The sequence below is a fragment of the Pseudomonas sp. B707 genome (genome assembly GCF_022496685.1).
In the GTDB taxonomy this organism is placed as follows: domain Bacteria; phylum Pseudomonadota; class Gammaproteobacteria; order Pseudomonadales; family Pseudomonadaceae; genus Aquipseudomonas; species Aquipseudomonas paraglycinae.
Map to the genome: position 1 here is coordinate 62,292 of NZ_WTVE01000005.1, position 21,333 is coordinate 83,624.

The 21,333-nt window shown below is 63.6% G+C and carries 2 protein-coding genes; both read left to right on the top strand.

Features of this window, described 5'->3' with window-relative positions:
• The first annotated feature begins 13 nt into the window (after positions 1-13).
• Positions 14-13,012, top strand: coding sequence for a non-ribosomal peptide synthetase (locus GQX66_RS01600; RefSeq protein ID WP_240865613.1), 12,999 nt, complete (start codon positions 14-16; stop codon positions 13,010-13,012).
• The gene (locus GQX66_RS01605; RefSeq protein WP_240865639.1) at positions 13,009-21,309 is read left to right on the top strand and encodes a non-ribosomal peptide synthetase; all 8,301 of its coding nucleotides are present in this window, start codon (positions 13,009-13,011) and stop codon (positions 21,307-21,309) included. Before GQX66_RS01600 ends, GQX66_RS01605 begins: the two co-directional genes overlap by 4 nt.
• Positions 21,310-21,333: the final 24 nt, after the last annotated feature.

Genomic DNA, 21,333 nt, shown 5'->3' on the forward strand with positions numbered 1-21,333 from the left:
GCAGGTTACCCCCATGCAATTTCGCGAGCTGATGGCTGTTATTTCCACCCATGCGATCCGCCTTCAACAGGACGATGAAGACCTGGTCATTCTGGGCAACGACGACGCGCTGGACGACGCGTTGTGGGACAGCCTCGCCAAGCACAAGGCGCAGTTGCTGGAGCTGGTGGCGAGCCACGGCGGCGACTGGTCGAGCCCGGCGCTGCGCATCACCCCGGACATGTTGCCGCTGGTGCAACTGGATCAGCTGGCCATCGACCGCATCGTCGCCACCGTGCCGGGCGGTGTGGCGAATGTGCAGGACATCTATCCGCTGGCGCCGTTGCAGGAGGGGCTGCTTTATCACCATCTCTCCGCGCCGGAGGGGGATCCCTACGTGTCGCAGGCGCGGTTCACGTTCGACAGTCGCGGACGGCTGGATACATTCACCGACGCGCTGCGTCGGGTGATCGGGCGCCATGACATTTTGCGCACCGCCATCCTCTGGGAGCATCTGGACGATCCCGTGCAGGTGGTCTGGCGTGAAGCCCCGCTGGTCAGTGAGGAAATCGATCTGAATGATCGCGAGGACGTACTCGCGCAATTGCTGGCACGCCACGACCCGCAGTACTTTCGCCTCGACCTGCAACAGGCCCCATTGTTGCGGCTGGTGTTCGCCGAGGATCCGGCCAACGACCGGGTGGTCGCATTGTTGCTGTTCCATCACATGATCATGGATCACGTCGCGCTCGATGTGGTACGCCGGGAAATTCAGGCCTACCTGTCAGGCCGCGATGCCGAAGTCGCGAGGGCGGTGCCGTTTCGCGACCACCTGGCGAGGGCACGTCTGGAGTCGGATGAGCAAGCGCACCAGGCATTTTTTCGCGAGATGCTCGGCGACATCGACGAGCCGACGCTGCCCGGTGGCTTGCATGATGTTCAAGGTGACGGTCAGGGCATTGAGGAAGTCTCGTGCATGCTCGACAGCGATCTGAGCCAGCGCCTGCGTACCCACGCGCGACAATCGGGGGTGAGCGTGGCGAGCCTGATGCACCTGGCCATGGCGCGGGTGCTGGGTCAGCTGTGCGGGCGCTCGACGGTGGTGTTCGGCACCGTTCTGCTGGGACGGATGAATGCGGCTGACGGTGTCGAGCAAGCATTGGGGATGTTCATCAATACGCTGCCTTTGCGGGTGGATGTCGGCGGGTCGAGCGTTCATGACGGCGTGCTGGCGACGCACCGACGCCTGACCGCGCTGCTCGCCCATGAGCAGGCGTCTCTGGCACTGGCCCAGCGTTGCAGCGCCGTGGCGGTGCCGACGCCGCTGTTCAGCGCCATGCTCAACTACCGCCACAGCAGCGTGGAGGAAGTTGCCGAGGTGATCGAGCTGTCGCCGGGGGTGCACGTATTGGGCGCCCGCGAGCGCACCAACTACCCGCTGACGGTCAACATCGATGACCTTGGTCAGGACCTGCGCATCACGGTGCTGGCCGACGCGACGCTTGGCGCCTCCCGAATCGCCGGATACCTGCGCACGGCACTGGACAGTCTTGTCGATGCGCTGCAGAACAACCCGCAAGCCGCATTGCACAGCCTGAACATACTGCCGCCCGCCGAGCGGGAGCACTGGCTGTATGGCGTTAACTCACCGAGGGCGACGTTTCCCGATACGCCTTTGATCCATCAGCAGTTCGAAGCGCATGCGCACACTCGGCCCGAGGCGGTCGCGTTGCTGTTCGAGGGGCGTACTTACAGCTATGGAGCACTCAACCGACAGGCCAACCAGGTGGCCCATCGTTTGCTCGCCCTTGGCATCCGTCCGGATGACCGGGTAGCGATCTGCGTCGAGCGCGGCCCGCAAATGATCGCCGGCCTGCTCGGCGTGCTCAAAGCGGGTGCCGGATATGTGCCGATCGATCCGGCTTATCCGCTGGAGCGCATCACCTTCACCCTGCAAGACAGTGCGCCGGTGGCGGTGCTGATGCAGGCCGCGACTCTGGACCGGATTGCCGGGCTACCCGTGCCGCAGATCGACCTCGATAACGACGATTTGCAGACCGAACCTGAATTCAACCCGCAGATCCCGGACTTGAATCCGGCGCATCTGGCCTACGTGATCTACACCTCGGGTTCCACCGGGCTGCCCAAAGGGGTGATGGTCGAGCACCGTAACGTGGCCCGCCTGTTTGGCGCGACCCAGGAGTGGTTCCGGTTCAATGCGCAAGACGTCTGGGCGTTGTTCCACTCGTTTGCCTTTGATTTCTCGGTCTGGGAAATCTGGGGTGCGCTGGCGTACGGCGGACAGTTGCTGGTGGTGCCGCACCACATCAGCCGCTCGCCGGACGAGTGCTATGCGTTGCTCTGCCGCTCGGGCGTCACTGTACTCAACCAGACGCCAAGCGCGTTTCGGCAGTTGGTCGCCGCTCAGGGCCGCAGCCTGTTGCAGCATTCGCTGCGCGAGGTGATTTTTGGCGGTGAGGCGCTGGAGCCGGGATCGCTCAAGCCCTGGTATGCGCGGGTCGGCAACGCCGGCACCCGGCTGGTGAACATGTACGGCATCACCGAAACCACGGTGCATGTGACCTACCGTCCGTTGGTGGCGGCAGACGCACAATTGACCGCCAGCAGCCCGATCGGCGTGCGCATTCCCGACCTGCAGCTATACGTCCTCGATGCTCGGCGGGAGCCAGTGCCAGCCGGGGTGACCGGTGAGTTGTATGTGGGTGGCGCCGGGGTTGCCCGTGGTTACCTGAATCGTGATGCGTTGACCGCCGAGCGCTTCATTGCCGACCCGTTCAGCGAGCATGCCGAAGCGCGTTTGTACAAGACCGGCGATCTGGCACGCTGGACGGTGGAGGGCGAACTCGAATACCTGGGACGCAACGACGATCAGGTGAAAATCCGTGGTTTCCGTATCGAGCTTGGCGAAATCCAGGCACGTCTTGCAGCCTGCGACGGCGTGCGCGATGCGCTGGTGATCGCCCGCGAGGACAGCCCCGGCGACACGCGTCTGGTGGCCTACTGGCTGGCCGCCGAAGGTGTCGAACCGAGCGTTGCGCAATTGCGCGATCACCTGCTGGCATCGCTGGCCGAGCATATGGTGCCGGGCGCGTTCGTGCGCCTCGATGCCTTCCCGCTGACGGCCAACGGCAAACTCGATCGCCGGGCGTTGCCGCAGCCGGACAACGAAGCCTTCGCCCGGCGGGCGTTTGAAGCACCGCTCGGCGAAATCGAAACCCGCATCGCTGTGATCTGGCAGACCTTGCTCGGACTGGATCGGGTGGGCAGGCATGACAATTTCTTCGAGCTGGGCGGTCATTCGCTGCTGGCGGTGAAGCTGATCGAGCGCATGCGCCAGCAAAACATGCAGTGCGACGTCCGTGTGCTGTTCGGCCAGCCAAGCGTGGCGGCACTCGCCGCGACGCTGGGAGGGGACGCCACGGTCAGCGTGCCGGCCAACCGCATCGAACCCGGTTGCACCCGCATCACCCCGGACATGCTGCCGCTGGCCACGCTGGATCAAGCGGCCATCGACCGTATCGTCGAGACCGTCGAGGGCGGTATCGACAACGTGCAGGACATCTATGCCCTGGCACCGTTGCAGTCGGGAATCCTCTATCACCATCTGGCCGTTGCCGACGGTGACCCGTACGTGCTGCAAGCGCAGTTCGCCTTCGACGGACTGGCGCAGATCAAGGCGTTCGTTCGCGCGTTGAACAGTGTCATCGCCCGGCACGACATCCTGCGAACCAGCGTGGTCAGGGAAAACCTCGAGGAGCCGGTGCAAGTGGTGTGGCGTGCGGCGCCGCTGGCACTGGAGCGGGTGGATGCCGATCCGCAGGACGGTGATGTGTTGCAGCAAATGCAGGCGCGTTTCGATCCGCGACACTATCGCCTGGACTTGCAGCGTGCGCCGTTGATGCGCTTCGCCTACACCGAAGACCCGTTGCAAAACCGCTGGGTCGGGATCCTGCTGTTGCACCACATCGTGCTCGATCACACCGCGCTTGAGGTGTTGGTGGCCGAGATGAGCGACGCCCTTCACGGGCAAGTCGGCGTGCTGCCGCCCCCCGTGCAATACCGCAACTATGTCGCTCAGGCCCGTCTCGGTTCGAATGCCGAGGCCCATGAAGCGTTCTTTCGCGAAATGCTCGGCGACATCGTCGAACCGACCCTGGTGTTCGGCCTGCGAGACGTACTCGGCGATGGCACAAACATCGTGGACAGCGAACTGGCACTGGATGACCATCTTGCCGGGCGCCTGCGCCAACAGGCCCGCACGCTGGGCATCAGTGTTGCGAGTCTGGTGCATCAGGCCTGGGGCCAGGTACTTGCCCAGGTCTGCGGGCGCGAGGAAGTGGTATTCGGCACGGTGTTGCTGGGGCGCATGCAGGGGGGAGAGGGCGCCGATCGTTCGTTGGGCATGTTCATCAACACCCTGCCGCTGCGGGTCCATGTCGGGGCCACGGCGGTGGAGGCGGGTGTCAGGGCGACCCACGAGCGTCTGGCGCAACTGCTGGTGCATGAGCAAGCGCCGCTGATGCTGGCTCAACGTTGCAGTGGCGTGACGGGTTCGCAACCGCTGTTCAATACCTTGCTCAACTATCGCCACAGCGCGCAGCAGACGGCGACGCCGGGATGGGAAGGCATCCGGATTCTCGATTCTCGTGAGCGCAGCAACTATCCGCTGGTGGTCAGCGTCGATGACCTTGGACAGGGCTTCCGGCTTGCTGTGCAGGCAGTGCCCGAAGTGGATGGCATGCGGGTCTGCGACTACCTGCAAACGGCATTGCACAATTTGCTGAGCGCGCTGGAACAGGATCGCCATGCGCCAATGAATCAGGTGTCGATTCTGTCGGCGGCCGAACGCCAACGCGTGCTGGTCGGTTTCAATGTCACCGGTCGCGACTTTGCCCACGGCCATGTGGTGCACCAATTGTTTGAAGCGCGAGCGGCGAGCCAACCCGACGCTGTGGCAGTGGTGCAGGGCGGGCAAAGCCTGAGCTACGACGGCTTGAACCGCCGCGCCAACCGCCTGGCCCATCACCTGATCGGCCTCGGTGTGCAACCGGACGACCGCGTCGCGCTCTGTGTGCAGCGTGGTCCGCAGATGCTGATCGGGCTGCTGGCGATCCTCAAGGCTGGCGCCGGTTATGTTCCGGTCGATCCGGCACATCCGGCAGAACGGATCGCTTACCTTTTGCAGGATAGCGATCCGGTGGCGGTGCTGGCACAGACGGCTACTCGCGACCTGCTGGGTGCCGTGCCGGTGATCAATCTTGACAGCGACGCCTGGCAGCATCTGCCGGACAGCAATCCACAGTTGCCGGACCTGACCCACGAGCATCTGGCCTACGTGATCTACACCTCAGGCTCCACCGGCCAGCCGAAAGGCGTGATGGTCGAACACTCGACCCTGGAAAACCTTGTGCACTGGCACGCCGAAGCCTTCGACCTGCACGCGGGCAGCCACACCGCCAGCGTGGCCGGTTTCGGTTTTGATGCGATGGCCTGGGAAGTCTGGCCGGCGTTGTGCGTCGGCGCGACGTTGCACCTGCCGCCGGAAACGGTGAGCAATGAGCACCTGGACGGACTGCTCGACTGGTGGCGGGCGCAGCCGTTGCAGGTGAGTTTCCTGCCGACACCGGTAGCCGAATATGCCTTCAGCCGCGAGCTGCAACATCCGGCCCTACGCACCTTGCTGATCGGCGGCGACAAGCTGCGGCAGTTCAACCGCGAACAGAGTTTCGCGGTGATCAACAATTACGGTCCGACCGAAGCCACGGTGGTCGCCACATCCGGGCCGGTCGAAGTCGGCCAGCCGCTGCACATCGGCCGGCCGATGGCCAATGCCAGAGTTTACATTCTGGATGACCAGCAACGCCCCGTGCCCGTGGGTGTGACGGGTGAGTTGTACGTCGCTGGTGCGGGCGTGGCGCGGGGTTACCTGAACCGTCCCGATCTGACCGCCGAACGCTTCCTGAAGGATCCGTTCAACGAAGGGCGCATGTACCGCACCGGCGACCTCGCACGCTGGTTGGCGGACGGCAACATCGAGTACCTGGGGCGTAACGACGATCAGGTGAAACTGCGCGGCGTACGGGTTGAACTGGGGGAAATCGAAGCGGCGCTGGCCAGCCATCCGGCAGTGCAGGACGCAGTGGCACTGGTGCGCGACGGCCAGTTGCTGGTGTGGTTCACCGAACGTGCGCCTGCCGATATCGAAGCCTTGCGTAATCATCTGCAAACCCGTTTGCCGCAAGCATTGATCCCGGCGGCTTACGTGCGACTCGACACCTTGCCGCTGACCGCCAACGGCAAACTCGACCGCAAGGCCTTGCCGGAGCCGGATCAGAACGCCTGGCTCAGCCGCGAATACGAGGCCCCGCAAGGTCCGGTGGAGACTGCGTTGGCACAGATCTGGACCGATGTCCTGAAGCTGGAGCAGGTCGGACGTCACGACAACTTCTTCGAACTGGGCGGCCACTCGTTGCTGGCCGTGAGCCTGATCGAACGCTTGCGCCAGATCGGCCTCAACACCGACGTGCGCGTGCTGTTCAGCCAGCCGACTCTGGCTGCATTGGCTGCGGCAGTAGGGAGCGGTCGCGAAATCGAAGTGCCGGCCAATCGCATTCCTGCCGACTGCACCCGCATCACTCCGGAGTTGCTGAGCCTGACCGAGCTGGATCAGGCCAGCATCGACCGGATCGTGGCCAGCGTGCCGGGCGGCGCCGCCAATGTGCAGGACGTTTATCCGCTGGCGCCGTTGCAGGAAGGCATTCTTTACCATCACCTGAGCGCCGCCGAGGGCGATCCCTACTTATTACAGTCATGTCTGGCCTTTGCCAGCATCGAGCGCCTGCGCGCTTTTGCCAACGCCTTGCAAAAGGTGATTGCGCGCCACGACATCCTGCGCACCAGTCTGGTTTGGGAAGGATTGCCGAGCCCGCAGCAAGTGGTATGGCGAGAGGCCGCGCTGGCGGTGCAATCGGTCGATTTGAGTCCGCTGGATGGCGATATCCTCGATCAGTTGCGCGCACGCTTCGATGCCCGGGATTATCGCCTCGACCTCGGTCAGGCACCGCTGATCCGTCTGGTGTATGCCGAAGATCCGCTGCATGACCGGGTGGCAGGTGTGCTGTTGTTTCATCACGTCGTGCTGGATCACACCGCGCTGGAGGTGGTTCGCCGGGAAATGCAGTTGTATCTGCCGGGGCAGGTTGAGTCTTTGCCGCCTGCCGCGCCCTACCGCAACTACGTCCATCAGGCTCGCCAAGGCATCAGCGAGGAAGAACACGAAAGCTTCTTTCGCGAGATGCTCGGTGATATTGACGAGCCGACCCTGCCATTCGGCTTGCAGGACGTACAGGGCGACGGCCGCAACATCGAGGAGCATTCGCTGGCGCTGCCAGTGGAATTGAATCGGCACCTGCGCCGCCAGGCGCGGCAATACGGGGTCAGCGTCGCGAGCCTGTTTCATCTCGCCTGGGCGCGGGTGCTGGCGGCGACTTCCGGACGCCGGGACGTGGTGTTCGGCACCGTGCTGCTGGGGCGCATGCAAGGCGGCGAGGGCGCGGATCGGGCTTTGGGGATGTTCATCAACACCTTGCCGCTGCGCGTGGAGGTTGACGGGCAGAGTGTGAGCGAAGCGGTTCGCACGGTTCATGAGCGGTTGGCGGCTTTGCTGGGACATGAGCATGCCTCGCTGGCACTGGCTCAGCGTTGCAGCGCTGTGGCCGCCCCTTTGCCGTTGTTCAGCGCGGTACTCAACTATCGGCATGGCGGCCACGACGCTGCGCGAGTGCCTGTTGATCCGGTCTGGCAAGGCATCGAATTCCTGGCCCAGGACGGGCGCACGAATTATCCGTTGACCCTGAGCATCAACGACCGGGGTGATGGCTTCAATCTGTCGGCACTGACCCCGGATCATGTGGGGGCGCAGCGGGTCTGCGAGCTGATGCACACCGCTCTCACGGAGCTGGCGACAGCGTTGGCCGACAACCCCGGACAGGCCTTTGAACGTCTCAACGTGCTGTCATCGGCGGCGCGCGCGCAGCTGCTTGGCGACTTCAACGCGAGCACGTCGGTTTACCCGTCAGCGCAAGGTGTTCATCGTCTGTTCGAAGCGCAGGTTGCGCGCACGCCGGATGCCGTGGCGGTTCAGGCGGGCACGCAGCGCCTGACGTTCAGGCAATTGAACCAGCGCGCCAATCGGCTGGCCCATCATCTGCAGGGGATGGGTGTTACCACCGATACGCGAGTGGCGATCTGTCTCAAACGCAGCCCGGAAATGCTGGTCGGTTTGCTGGCGATCCTCAAGGCCGGCGCCGCCTATGTACCGGTCGACCCGGCTTATCCACCCGAGCGAATCGCTTACATGCTGGCCGACAGTGCGCCGAGGGTGGTACTGGTTCGCGACGTAGTATTGCCGAATCAGGCTGGCGTACCGGTGATTGATTTTGCCCATGAGACCTGGCAAGACCTGTCGGTTGCTGATCCGCAGGTTGCCGAGTTTACGCCGGACAACCTTGCTTACGTGATCTACACCTCGGGCTCCACCGGCCAGCCGAAAGGCGTGATGGTCGAACACGCGACCCTGGAAAACCTTGTGCACTGGCACGCCAAAGCCTTTGACTTGCACGCCGGCAGCCACACCGCCAGCGTGGCCGGGTTCGGTTTCGATGCCATGGCGTGGGAAGTCTGGCCGGCGTTGTGCGTCGGCGCGACGTTACACCTGCCGCCGGAATCGGTGAGCAACGAGCATCTGGACGAACTGCTCGACTGGTGGCGGGCGCAGCCGTTGCAGGTGAGTTTCCTGCCAACTCCAGTGGCCGAATATGCGTTCAGCCGCGAACTGCAACATCCGACCCTGCGCACCTTGCTGATCGGCGGCGACAAGTTGCGTCAGTTCAATCGCGAACAGACCTTCGCGGTGATCAACAACTACGGCCCGACCGAGGCTACGGTGGTCGCGACGTCCGGCCCGGTCGAAGTCGGCCAGCCGCTGCACATCGGCCGGCCGATGGCCAACGCTCGTATCTATCTGCTTGATGACCAGCAACGGCCAGTGCCTGTGGGTGTGACTGGCGAGATGTACGTCGCCGGCGCCGGTGTCGCACGGGGTTACCTGAACCGTCCCGATCTGACCGCCGAACGCTTCCTGAATGATCCGTTCAACGAAGGACGCATGTACCGCACCGGCGACCTCGCACGCTGGCTGGCGGACGGCAATATCGAGTACCTGGGCCGCAACGACGATCAGGTGAAACTGCGCGGCGTGCGGGTTGAACTGGGGGAAATCGAAGCGGCGCTGGCCAGCCATCCGGCGGTACAGGACGCAGTAGCGCTGGTGCGCGACGGGCAATTGCTGGTGTGGTTCACCGAGCGAGCGCCGACCGATATCGAAGCTCTGCGCAATCATCTGCAAACCCGGTTGCCGCAAGCGCTGATCCCGGCGGCTTACGTGCGACTCGACACCTTGCCGCTGACCGCCAACGGCAAACTCGACCGCAAGGCCTTGCCGGAGCCGGATCAAAGCGCATGGCTCAGCCGTGAATACGAGGCCCCGCAAGGGCCGGTGGAAACTGCGCTGGCGCAGATTTGGGCCGATGTTCTGAAGCTGGAAAAAGTCGGTCGCCACGACAACTTCTTCGAACTGGGCGGCCACTCGCTGCTGGCCGTGAGCCTTATCGAACGCCTGCGCCAGATCGGCCTGAACACCGATGTGCGCGTGCTGTTCAGCCAACCAACGCTGGCTGCACTGGCCGCAGCGGTAGGCAGCGGTCGCGAAATCGAAGTGCCGGCCAATCGCATTCCTGCCGACTGCACCCGCATCACCCCGGATTTGCTGAGCCTGACTGAACTGGATCAGCCGAGCATCAACCGGATCGTGGCCAGCGTGCCGGGTGGCGCCGCCAACGTGCAGGACATTTATCCGCTGGCGCCGTTGCAGGAAGGCATCCTTTATCACCACCTGAGTGCGGAGCAGGGCGACCCGTACTTGCTGCAATCGTGGCTGGCTTTCGACAGCCTCGAGCGGCTCGACAGCTTCGCGGCGGCGCTGCGCAAGGTCATTGCACGCCACGACATCCTGCGCACGGCGGTGATCTGGCAGAAACTGGCCGAGCCGATGCAAGTGGTATGGCGTCACGTCGAGTTACCGGTGCAGGAGATCCTGTTCGACCCGGCGGATGGCGACGTTCTTGAGCAGTTGCACGAGCATTTCGATGCCCGGCATTACCGCCTCGACATCAGTCAGGCACCGTTGCTGCGTCTGGTGTATGCCCGTGATCCGGCCCACGACCGGGTGGTCGCGATGTTGCTGTTCCACCATGTGGTGATGGATCACACTGCGCTGGACGTGGTGCAGCACGAAATGCTCGCCTGCCTGCAAGGGCATGAGGCTTCGCTGGGGGCGGCCGTGCCTTACCGCAACTACGTAGCGCAGGCGCGGCTGGGTGTCAGCGAGCAGGAGCACGAAGCGTTCTTCCACGACATGCTCGGCGACATCGACGAGCCGACCTTGCCGTTCGGCTTGCAGGATGTGCAAGGTGACGGTAGCGACATCGAGGAAACGCGACAGGCCCTGACCGAAGCGACCAGCCAGCGTCTGCGCAGCCTCGCACGGCAACTGGGCATCAGCGTGGCCAGCCTGTTCCACCTCGCGTGGGCACAGGTGCTGGCCGCGACATCCGGGCAGGATCGTGTGGTATTCGGCACGGTGCTGATGGGCCGGATGCAGGGCGGCGAGGGGGCCGACCGGGCGTTGGGGATGTTCATCAACACCTTGCCGCTGCGGGTCGATCTGGGGGCAACCCCGGTGCGCGAAGGGGCTCGGGCGACGCATGCGAGACTCAGCGCATTGCTCGGCCATGAGCACGCGTCACTGGCACTGGCCCAGCGTTGCAGCGGCGTGGCCGCGCCGTCGCCGCTTTTCAGTTCGATGCTCAACTACCGGCACAGCGCTAATGAAGCTCAACAGCAAAACCTTCGTCAGGCCTGGCAAGGCATCGAGACCCTGAGCAGCGAAGAACGCACCAACTATCCGCTGAGCCTGGGCGTCGATGATCTGGGCAGCGGTTTTGTGCTCACCGCCATGACCCCGGCGAGCATCGGTTCGCAGCGCATCTGTGACTACATGCAGACCGCGCTGGAGAAGCTGGCGGATGCTCTGGAACAGGCACCGGATCAGCCGCTGAACCGCTTGTCGATCCTTGAAGGCGCAGAGCGTCAGCGTGTCCTTTACGATCTCAATGTCACCGGCACCGCCGACGATCTGGAGCAAACCGTTCACGCTCTGTTCGAGGCGCAAGTGCAACGCACGCCGCAAGCCGTTGCGTTGCAGGCTGGTGAGCAGCGGCTGACTTACGCCGAACTCAACGCACAGGCCAACCGTCTGGCCCATCACCTGCGCGAGTTGGGCGTGGGGCCGGATTCGCGGGTGGCAATCTGTGTCGAGCGCGGGCTGGAGCTGATGGTCGGTCTGCTCGGCATCCTCAAGGCCGGCGGCGCCTATGTGCCGCTGGATCCTGCGTACCCGGCGGAACGTCTGGATTACATGCTCAAGGACAGCGCGCCGGTAGCGGTGCTGGTGCACGGGGCGACGCGTGAGTTGCTGGGCGAGAGCACCGCGCTGGTGATCGATCTGGATCAGGATCACTGGACATTCAATCCGGAGGACAACCCGCAAGTACCGAACCTGAGCGCTTCGAACCTGGCCTACGTGATCTACACCTCCGGCTCGACCGGTGCACCGAAGGGCGTGATGGTCGAGCATCGTGGCGTAGGCAATTTGCTGCACTGGAGTTCGCAGCTGTGTCCCGCCGTGACGGACGGTGTCCTGTTGCAGAAAACCCCGTTCAGTTTCGATGCCTCGGTCTGGGAGCTGTTCTGGCCTCTGAGCGCTGGCCTGCGTCTGGTGCTGGCGCGTCCTGACGGGCACCGCGAGCCGGCGTATCTGGCGCAGGTGATTCGCGAACAGCGGATCAGCGTGATCCAGTTCGTGCCGGTGCTGTTGCAACAGTTCCTCGAGCAGGACGATGTCAGCCAGTGCAGCAGCCTTATCGACGTGTTCTGTGGCGGCGGTGACCTGACGCCGGCGCTGGCTCGCCGTGTGCGCGAGCGTTTGCCGCAAGTGCGTTTGCACAACGTTTACGGCCCGACCGAAGCCACGGTCGACAGCACGGTGTGGACGCTGGAACCGTCGATGCCGGTGCCGGACAGCGCGTTGCCGATCGGGCGGCCGATCAACAACACCCGTCTGTATGTCCTCGATGCCGCCAAGCGGCCGGTGCCGATGGGCGTGATCGGTCAGTTGTTCATTGGTGGTGCCGGGGTTGCGCGGGGCTATCTGGGCCTGCCGCAGTTGATGGCTGAACGGTTTATCCCGAGCCCGTTCGTGGCCGGCGATCGGCTGTACGCCACGGGCGACCTAGTGCGTTACCGCGCCGATGGTCAGCTCGAATTCATCGGGCGCAACGACTTCCAGGTCAAGCTGCGTGGCCTGCGCCTGGAACCGGGTGAGATCGAAGCGCAACTGCTCAGCCATCCAGCGCTGCGCGAAGCCGTGGTGATGGTGCGTGAGGAGCGTCTGGTGGCGTACTTCACCTGGCATGCCGACGCCGGGCAACCGGGGGGCGAGGCGTTGCGCGAACACTTGCTGGCACGCTTGCCCGATTACATGGTGCCGTCGGCATTCGTCGCGCTCGACAGCCTGCCGCTGAGCCCCAACGGCAAGGTCGATCGCAAGGCGCTGCCTGCACCGGATTCGGCTGCAGTCAGCATTCGCGAATACGAAGCCCCGGTCGGCGAGATGGAAATCCTCCTCGCGCGACTGTGGTGTGAATTGCTCAAAGTCGAGCGCGTCGGACGGCAAGACCATTTCTTTGAGCTGGGTGGGCATTCGTTGCTGGCGGTCAGTTTGATCGGGCGCCTGCAACAGGCAGGTATCGAAGCCGATGTGCGGACGTTGTTCGAGCAACCGACTCTGGCTGGTTACGCAGCCATCACGGAAAGAATGGAGATCGTCCTGTGAACCTGAATGAACTGTTGGCGACGCTGAAGACAAAAGACATCCAGTTGGCAATCACGGACGGGCAATTACGGGTCAATGGCAACAAGCAGGCCCTGAGTGAACCGGCCTTGCTGGCCGCATTGCGCGAGCACAAACCGGCATTGATCGAGCTGATCGAGGCGGGCGTTTACTCGCCCGCACGGGAGGGGCAGGTTGAAGTGCCGGTCAATGGCATTTCACCGGGCACAACACGGGTCACCCCGGCGATGCTGACGCTGGTTGACCTGAGCCAGGACACCCTCGATCAAATTGTCGCGCAGATCCCTGGCGGCGGCGCCAATGTCCAGGATATCTACCCGTTGACGCCGTTGCAGGAGGGCATCCTCTACCACCACGCGAGCGCTGCACAGGGTGATCCGTATGTGATGCAGGCGAAATTCGCGTTCAGCGGACTCGAGCGGTTCGAGGCATTCGTCCAGGCCCTGCAGACCGTCATCGAGCGCCACGACATTCTGCGCACCGCCATCGTTTGGGAAGGACTGGACACGCCGGTGCAAGTGGTCCTGCGACGTGTCGGGTTACCTGTGGAAGAAGTGCAGCTCGATGTGGCTCAAGGCGATGTTCTGGAGCAGTTGCATGCGCGATTCGACGCCCGGCATTTCCGTCTCGACGTGACACGTGCACCGCTATTGCGCCTGGCCCATGCCTGGAATGCAGAGTCCGGGCGTATTGTCGCGATATTGCTGTTTCACCACATGGCAATGGACCACTCGGCGCTCGCTGTGGTCAGCGAGGAAATGCAGGCTTGCCTGTCAGGGCAGAGCGCGAGACTGGGAGCGCCCGTACCGTTTCGCAATTATGTCGCCCAGGCGCGGCTAGGCATCAGCGAGTCGGAGCACGAGGCGTTTTTCCGCGAGATGCTTGGTGACATCGACGAGCCGACGTTGCCGTTCGGCCTGCAAGGCGTACATGGCGACGGCAGCGACATCGAAGAGTGCGGTGTGCCACTTGACCCGTTGCTGGGGCAGCGCCTGCGAGCCAGTGCCCGGTCGCTCGGCGTGAGTGTCGCGAGTCTGTTCCATCTCGGCTGGGGGCAGGTCCTCAACGCACTCACCGGAAAATCTGCTGTTGTGTTCGGTACCGTGCTGATGGGGCGGATGCAAGGGGCGGAGTCGACCGACCGCGCGCTGGGTATTTTCATCAACACCTTGCCGCTACGGGTCGAGGTCAGCGCGCTGGCAACAAGCGACTCGGTGAAGGCCACCCATGCACGTCTGACCCGTCTGATGCGCCATGAGCACGCCCCGCTGGTGCTGGCCCAGCGTTGCAGCGGGGTGGTCGGGTCATCGCCGCTGTTCAGTTCGCTGCTCAACTACCGGCACAGCACCTCGAGTGCCAATGCCAGTGCCGAAGCGCTCTCGGCCTGGGAGGGGATCAGCGTCCTGCATGCGGAGGAACGCACCAATTACCCGCTGACCTTGAGCATCGATGACTTTGGCGATCACTTCAGCCTGACGCTGCTGGCCAGTCGTGAAGTCGAGGCGCAGCGCATCTGCGGCTATATGGTGTGTGCGATGGAAAACCTGTTGCAGACGCTGGAGCGAGCTGCGGATACGCCGTTGAGCCAACTGTCGGTTCTGCCCGCCCCGGAGCGCGAACAGCTGTTGACGGGGTTCAACGCCAGCGATGTCGAATACGTTCGCGGACAGACGATTCATCAACGCTTCGAGGCGCAGGTCGTCGCGCGACCGCAAGCGCTGGCGGCGGTGCACCTGGACAAGCAACTGACGTTCCACGAACTGAACCGCCAGGCCAACCGTCTGGCGCATCGCTTGATCGATTTGGGTGTGCAGCCGGATGACCGGGTCGCAGTCGTCGCCCGGCGAGGACTGGATACTCTGGCCGGATTGCTCGCAGTCCTCAAGGCAGGCGCCGGGTATGTGCCGATCGACCCCGCGCATCCGGCCGAACGCCTGAACTATCTGCTGAGTGATTGCGCACCGGTGGCGATCTTGACTTCACGTGACCTCCTTGCACGGCTGCCGACGCAGGAGCTGCCGGTGATCGATCTCGACCCGCGCACCTGGCGCTCAGGCAATGACGCAAACCCCGTGGTACCGGGTCTGTCCGAGGCGAACCTGGCTTACGTGATCTACACCTCGGGCTCCACCGGTTTGCCCAAGGGCGTGATGGTCGAACACCAGACACTGGCCAATCTGGTCGACTGGCACAGCAACGCGTTTGACCTGTGTGCCGGCCGCCATACGTCGAGTCTGGCCGGGTTCGGCTTCGACGCGATGGCCTGGGAAATCTGGCCATCGCTGTCCGTCGGCGCGACCCTGCACCTGGCGCCTGCGCAGGACGGCGGCGAAGACGTCGACGGGCTGCTGGCCTGGTGGTGCGCGCAACCGCTGGACGTGAGTTTCCTGCCGACGCCCGTCGCCGAATACGCCTTCAGCCGGCATCTCGAGCACCCGACATTGCGTACCCTGCTGATCGGCGGCGACCGCTTGCGTCAGTTTTCGCGCAATCAGCATTTCGATGTGATCAACAACTATGGCCCTACCGAAGCCACCGTAGTCGCCACGTCCGGACGGATCGAGGCGGGGGAGGCGCTGCACATCGGCAAACCGGTGAGCAATACCTCGGTGTACCTGCTCGACGACCAACAGCGTCCGGTGCCGATCGGCGTATCCGGCGAGCTGTATATCGGTGGCGCAGGCGTGGCGCGCGGTTACTTGAACCGTGCGCAACTGACCGCCGAACGCTTTCTGCCGGACCCCTTCAGTGAACGACTGAATGCGCGTATGTATCGCGCTGGCGACCTTGCTCGCTGGCGCCCGGACGGGACGATCGAATATCTGGGGCGCAACGATGATCAAGTGAAAATCCGCGGCATGCGCATCGAATTGGGGGAAATCGAAAGCCGTCTGCATCAGCTTCCCGGCCTTCAGGAAGTGGTTGTCCTGGCTCGTGAAGACGAGCCAGGACAACCGCGGCTGGTGGCCTATTTCACCGAACAGGCCCAGGTGCAGCCACTGGCGGTAGCGCAGCTGCGCGAGCATTTGCTGGGCCAGTTGCCCGAATACATGGTGCCGGTCGCGTTTGTCAGGCTCGACAGCTTGCCGTTGACCGCCAATGGCAAGCTCGATCGCAAGGCCTTGCCGTTACCGGAGCGCACGGCCCTGCTCACACGCGAATACGAGGCGCCGCAAGGCGAACTGGAATGCACGCTGGCGCAGATCTGGGCCGAGGTTCTGCAGGTCGAACGGATAGGGCGTCAGGATCATTTCTTTGAGTTGGGCGGCCATTCGTTGCTGGCCATGCGCATGGTCGCGCAAGTGCGTCAACGGCTGGGTGTGGAGCTTGCGCTCGGCGAGTTGTTCGCCAATGCCGAACTGGCGTCGGTGGCGCAGTCGCTGACCCGGGCCGGCCGCTCTACGCAGCCGCCGATCCTGCCGGTGCCACGGGAAGGCGCATTGCCGCTGTCGTTTTCCCAGCAGCGCTTCTGGTTTCTGGCGCAGATGGAAGGTGCCAACACGGCTTACAACATTCCGATCAGCCTGCGTCTGCGCGGTGTGCTCGACGCCGATGCGCTACAGCGGGCGCTGGCCCGGATTGTCGCCCGCCACGAAAGCCTGCGCAGCCGTTTCATGCCGTACAACGGCGAAGCCCAGGTGCTGATTACTCCGCCCGACAGTGGCGTGCTGCTGCGGGTCGAGGACCTGCGCCAGCACCCGCAGGCTGACGAAGCCTTGCAGGCGCTGATTCAGGGGGAAGCTTCCGGCCCGTTCGACCTGCAGGACGATCCGTTGATTCGCGGACGGCTGGTGCGTATGGCCGACGATCACCATGTGTTGCTGATCACCTTGCATCACATCATCTCCGACGGTTGGTCGATGGAAGTGCTGACCCGCGAGCTGATGGCGTTGTATCAGGCTTTCAGTCAGGGGTTGGCGGACCCTTTGCCGCCGCTGGCGTTGCAATACACCGACTATGCCGTCTGGCAGCGACGCTGGCTGAGCGGGGAGGTTTTGCAGCGCCAGAGCGAATATTGGCAACGCACGCTGGCCGATGCGCCAGCCTTGCTGACGTTGCCTGCCGACCGACCGCGACCACCGCAACAGGATTACGCCGGCAGCAGCGTCGAAGTGTGCCTGGACGAGCGCTTGAGCGCCGGCCTCAAAGCCTTGAGCCAGCGCCATGGCGTGACGCTGTACATGACGATGCTGAGCGTGTGGGCGATGCTGCTCAGCCGGTTGGCCGGGCAATCGGACGTGGTGGTCGGTTCGCCGGTGGCCAACCGTTTCCGGGCCGAAATCGACGGATTGATCGGGTTGTTCGTCAATACCCTGGCGTTACGCATTGATACTTCCGGTGAGTTGAGCACCGAAGCGCTGCTGGCGCGGGTCAAGGCGCTGACCCTGCAGGCCCAGGCCCATCAGGACCTGCCCTTCGAGCAAGTGGTGGAAATTGCCCGACCGGCCCGCAGCCTGGCCCACAGCCCGCTGTTCCAGACCATGTTCAACTGGCGCAACAGCGACGGGCCGGTATTGGCGCTGGGGGATCTGACCCTGGAAGCGGTGGCGGAGCCGAGTCACTTCGCCAAGTTCGATCTGACCCTGACTCTGGGAGAGTCGCCCAACGGAATAAGTGGCTGGATGGAGTACGCCACAGCGCTCTTCGATGAGGCGACGGCACGGCGTTATGTCGGTTACTTCAAGCGTTTGTTGCAGGCCATGGTCAACAACGACCAGGCAGTGCTGGAGCATGTGCAGATAATCGAGGATCAGGAACGCACGCAGTTGCTCGACGGATTCAACGCCAGCGCACCGGACTGTCCGCAAGAGCTTACCGTGCACCGTGTGTTCGAAATGCGCACCGGAGAGCAACCGCAAGCCGTCGCTGCGGTGCACGGAATGCAGGTGTTGAGTTACGCAGAGTTGAACCGCCGCGCCAACGGCCTGGCTCATCACCTCATTGCCCAAGGTGTGCAGCCCGGCGATCATGTGGCGATTCTGTTGCCACGCTCGCTGGAGTTGTTGGTCGCGCAGTTGGCGATCATCAAGTGTGCGGCGGCCTATGTGCCGCTGGACATCAACGCACCCGCCGAGCGTCAGGCATTCATGGTGCAGGATTGTCAGGCGGTCGCGCTGTTGACCGGCAGCGATCAGGTCATCGAGTACCCGGTACGGCGAATGGATCTGGATACCCTGGCGCTTGCCGGGAGTCCTTCGCACAACCCGGATCTGCCTCAGTCCTCGGAGGCGCTGGCGTACATCATGTACACCTCGGGCTCCACGGGCACCCCGAAGGGGGTCATGGTGCCGCATCGCGGCATTACCCGCCTTGTGATCGACTGCGGCTACGCCGATTTCAACTCGAGTGACCGGGTGGCATTCGCTTCGAACCCGGCGTTCGATGCGAGCACAATGGATATCTGGGGCGCCTTGCTCAACGGTGGCCAGGTGGCCGTGATCGATCATGCGACCTTGCTCGACCCACAGGCATTCGGTAGGGAGCTTGACCGGTGCGGGGCGACGATCCTCTTCGTCACCACAGCGTTGTTCAATCAGTACGTGCAATTGATTCCCGAGGCGCTCAAAGGGCTGCGCATCCTGCTGTGCGGTGGGGAGCGTGGCGATCCGGCGACGTTTCGAAAGCTGCTCGCCGAAGCACCGGACCTGCGCCTGGTGCATTGTTATGGCCCGACCGAAACCACGACGTACGCCACCACCTTCGAAGTGCGTGAGGTGGCGCCGGATGCGGACAGCATTTCGATTGGCGGCCCCATCGGCAATACCCGCGTGTATGTGCTGGATAACCGGCAACAACCGGTGCCGTTCGGCGTCACCGGCGAGTTGTACATCGGTGGTCAGGGGGTTGCGCTGGGCTATCTGAATCGGCCTCAACTGAGTGCCGAGAAATTCCTCCGGGACCCGTTCAGCGACAATCCGCAGGCCTTGATGTATCGCACGGGCGACCTGGTGCGCTGGCAGGCGCCGGGGCGACTGGAATGCATCGGCCGCAATGATGACCAGGTGAAGATTCGCGGCTTCCGCATTGAGCTCGGAGAAATCGAAAACCGCCTGTTGAGCTGTCCGGGGGTCAAGGAAGCGGTGGTTCTGGCCCGACGCGACGGACAGGAACCAACGCGGCTGGTGGCCTATTACACGGCGCACGATCCTGCATTGCAGGGCGCTACCCTCCGCGCGCTGCTGCAAGCCAGGTTACCGGAGTACATGGTGCCGACCGCCTGGGTGGCGCTGGAGAGCCTGCCGCTGAACAACAACGGCAAGGTCGATCGCAAAGCCTTGCCGGCGCCGACACACCAAGCGCTGGTCATGCGTGACTATGAAGCGCCGGCCAATCCTCTTGAGGAATCACTGGCCGGGCTATGGGCTGAAGTGTTGCAAGTCGGGCGGGTAGGCCGCCATGACAACTTCTTCGAACTGGGCGGGCATTCGCTGCTGGCGGTGCGGCTTGTCGATCTGATGCAAAAGTCCGACAGGCCGGTTTCGTTGGCCGAGCTGTTCCAGCATCCCACGGTCGAGGGGACTGCCACGCTGCTGTGCCAGCGCAGTGACGCTGTGCCGCTCCATGACGGCGTGGTCGTGGTGCGTGCAAGTGAACAAGGCACGCCGTTGTTCCTGGTGCATGAGTTCAGTGGCCGTGACCTGTATTTCCCGGCGCTGGGCCTGCACATCGGCGGCGAGTTCCCGATTTACGGCTTGCCGGGAATCGATTCCGGTATGACGCAACTGCGTACCATGGAATGCCTGGCAACCCGACTGGTCGAGGTGATCCGCGCCAGACAACCCCACGGCCCCTATCGGCTTGCCGGCTGGTCGTTCGGTGGCGTGCTGGCTTATGAAATCGCGGCGCAACTGCTCGGGATGGACGAGTCAGTGGCGTTCGTCGGGCTGATCGATACCTACGTGCCGCGCCTGGCCGATCCGAACAAGGCGCAGTGGAACGATGCACATGTGCACAAGCGCCAATTGCTTTTGCATTGCACGGCGCATTGGGCCGGGCACGAGACACAGGGGCAGCAAGCATTGGCGCGTCTGGCGGTGTTGCAGACCGAACTTGAGCAGTGGGCGTTCGCCGATTTGTTCAACCATTGTCACGAACAGCAGTTGCTCAGACCCGAGCTGGCGGCTGTCTCGTCGGCGGATGCCTGGCATTACCTCGACCGGGAAGTGGCCCACGGGCATGCATTGGCGCATTACCGGATCAACCCGATCGGTCTGCCGTTGTATCTGCTGCGTGCCACGGAGCGTTCGGCGCCAATGTCACGACTCAGCGCCACGCGCGGTTGGGCTGAGGAATTGCCAGGTGCGCAGCTGCGCTGCATCGACGTACCGGGCGACCACCAGAGCATGATGAAAGCACCCCACGTTCAGGCTCTGGGGCAGGCCCTGACTCAGGCGCTGGAAACGGCAACTGCGCCGGCGCCAACGGCCTATCAGCCGATCTTGACCATTCAGACCGGTCACACCGGGCATGCGCCGATTTTCTGTGTGCCGGGGGCTGGCGACAGTGTTACCGGGTTCATCCACCTGACCGAGGCGCTGGGGCCGGAGTGGCCGATTCATGGGTTGCAGCCCCGAGGCCTCGACGGCGCGACGGTGCCGCACAGTCGGGTCGAAAGCGCCGCCACGTTCTACCTGCGGGCACTTGAGCAGTTGTATCCGCAAGGGCCGGTGCATCTGATCGGGCATTCGTTCGGTGGTTGGGTGGCTTACGCCATGGCGGCGCAGTTGCAGGCGGCGGGGCGCGAGGTGGCGTCCCTGACCCTGATCGACAGTGAATCACCGGGCGGCAACAGCGTGGTGGGCAAGCCCTACACCACGACGGCGGCGTTGTTGCGGCTGATCGAGTCGTTGCAACTGTCCAGCGGCAAGTCCCTGGGCATCGATGCGCTGGCCTTCGCCGAAGCCGACGACACCACGCAAATGCGCCTGCTGCACGAGGGAATGGTGCGCGCCGGTGTGCTGTCCGAACGCGCGTCATTCGACGCGATGCAGGGCCCGGTGCGGACCTTCGCCACCGCGCTGCGCACGGTCTATCGGCCGGCGCTGGCCTACACCGGGCCGGTGCGTCTGGCGCTGGTAGACGACCCGACGCTGGACGCATCAGGCAACCAGCGCGAACAGGCGGCGATGCTCGAAGGCTGGCAGCGCGAGGCCAGGGATCTGGCGGTGTGGTACGGCCCGGGCAACCACTTCACAATCCTCAAGGCGCCCAACGTCTTCAGTCTCGCGGCGTGGTGGCATGACGGGCTGACGGTGGCGGCGGGTCAAGTATTGTCCTGATTGAAGTCTTTATCCTGGAACCCG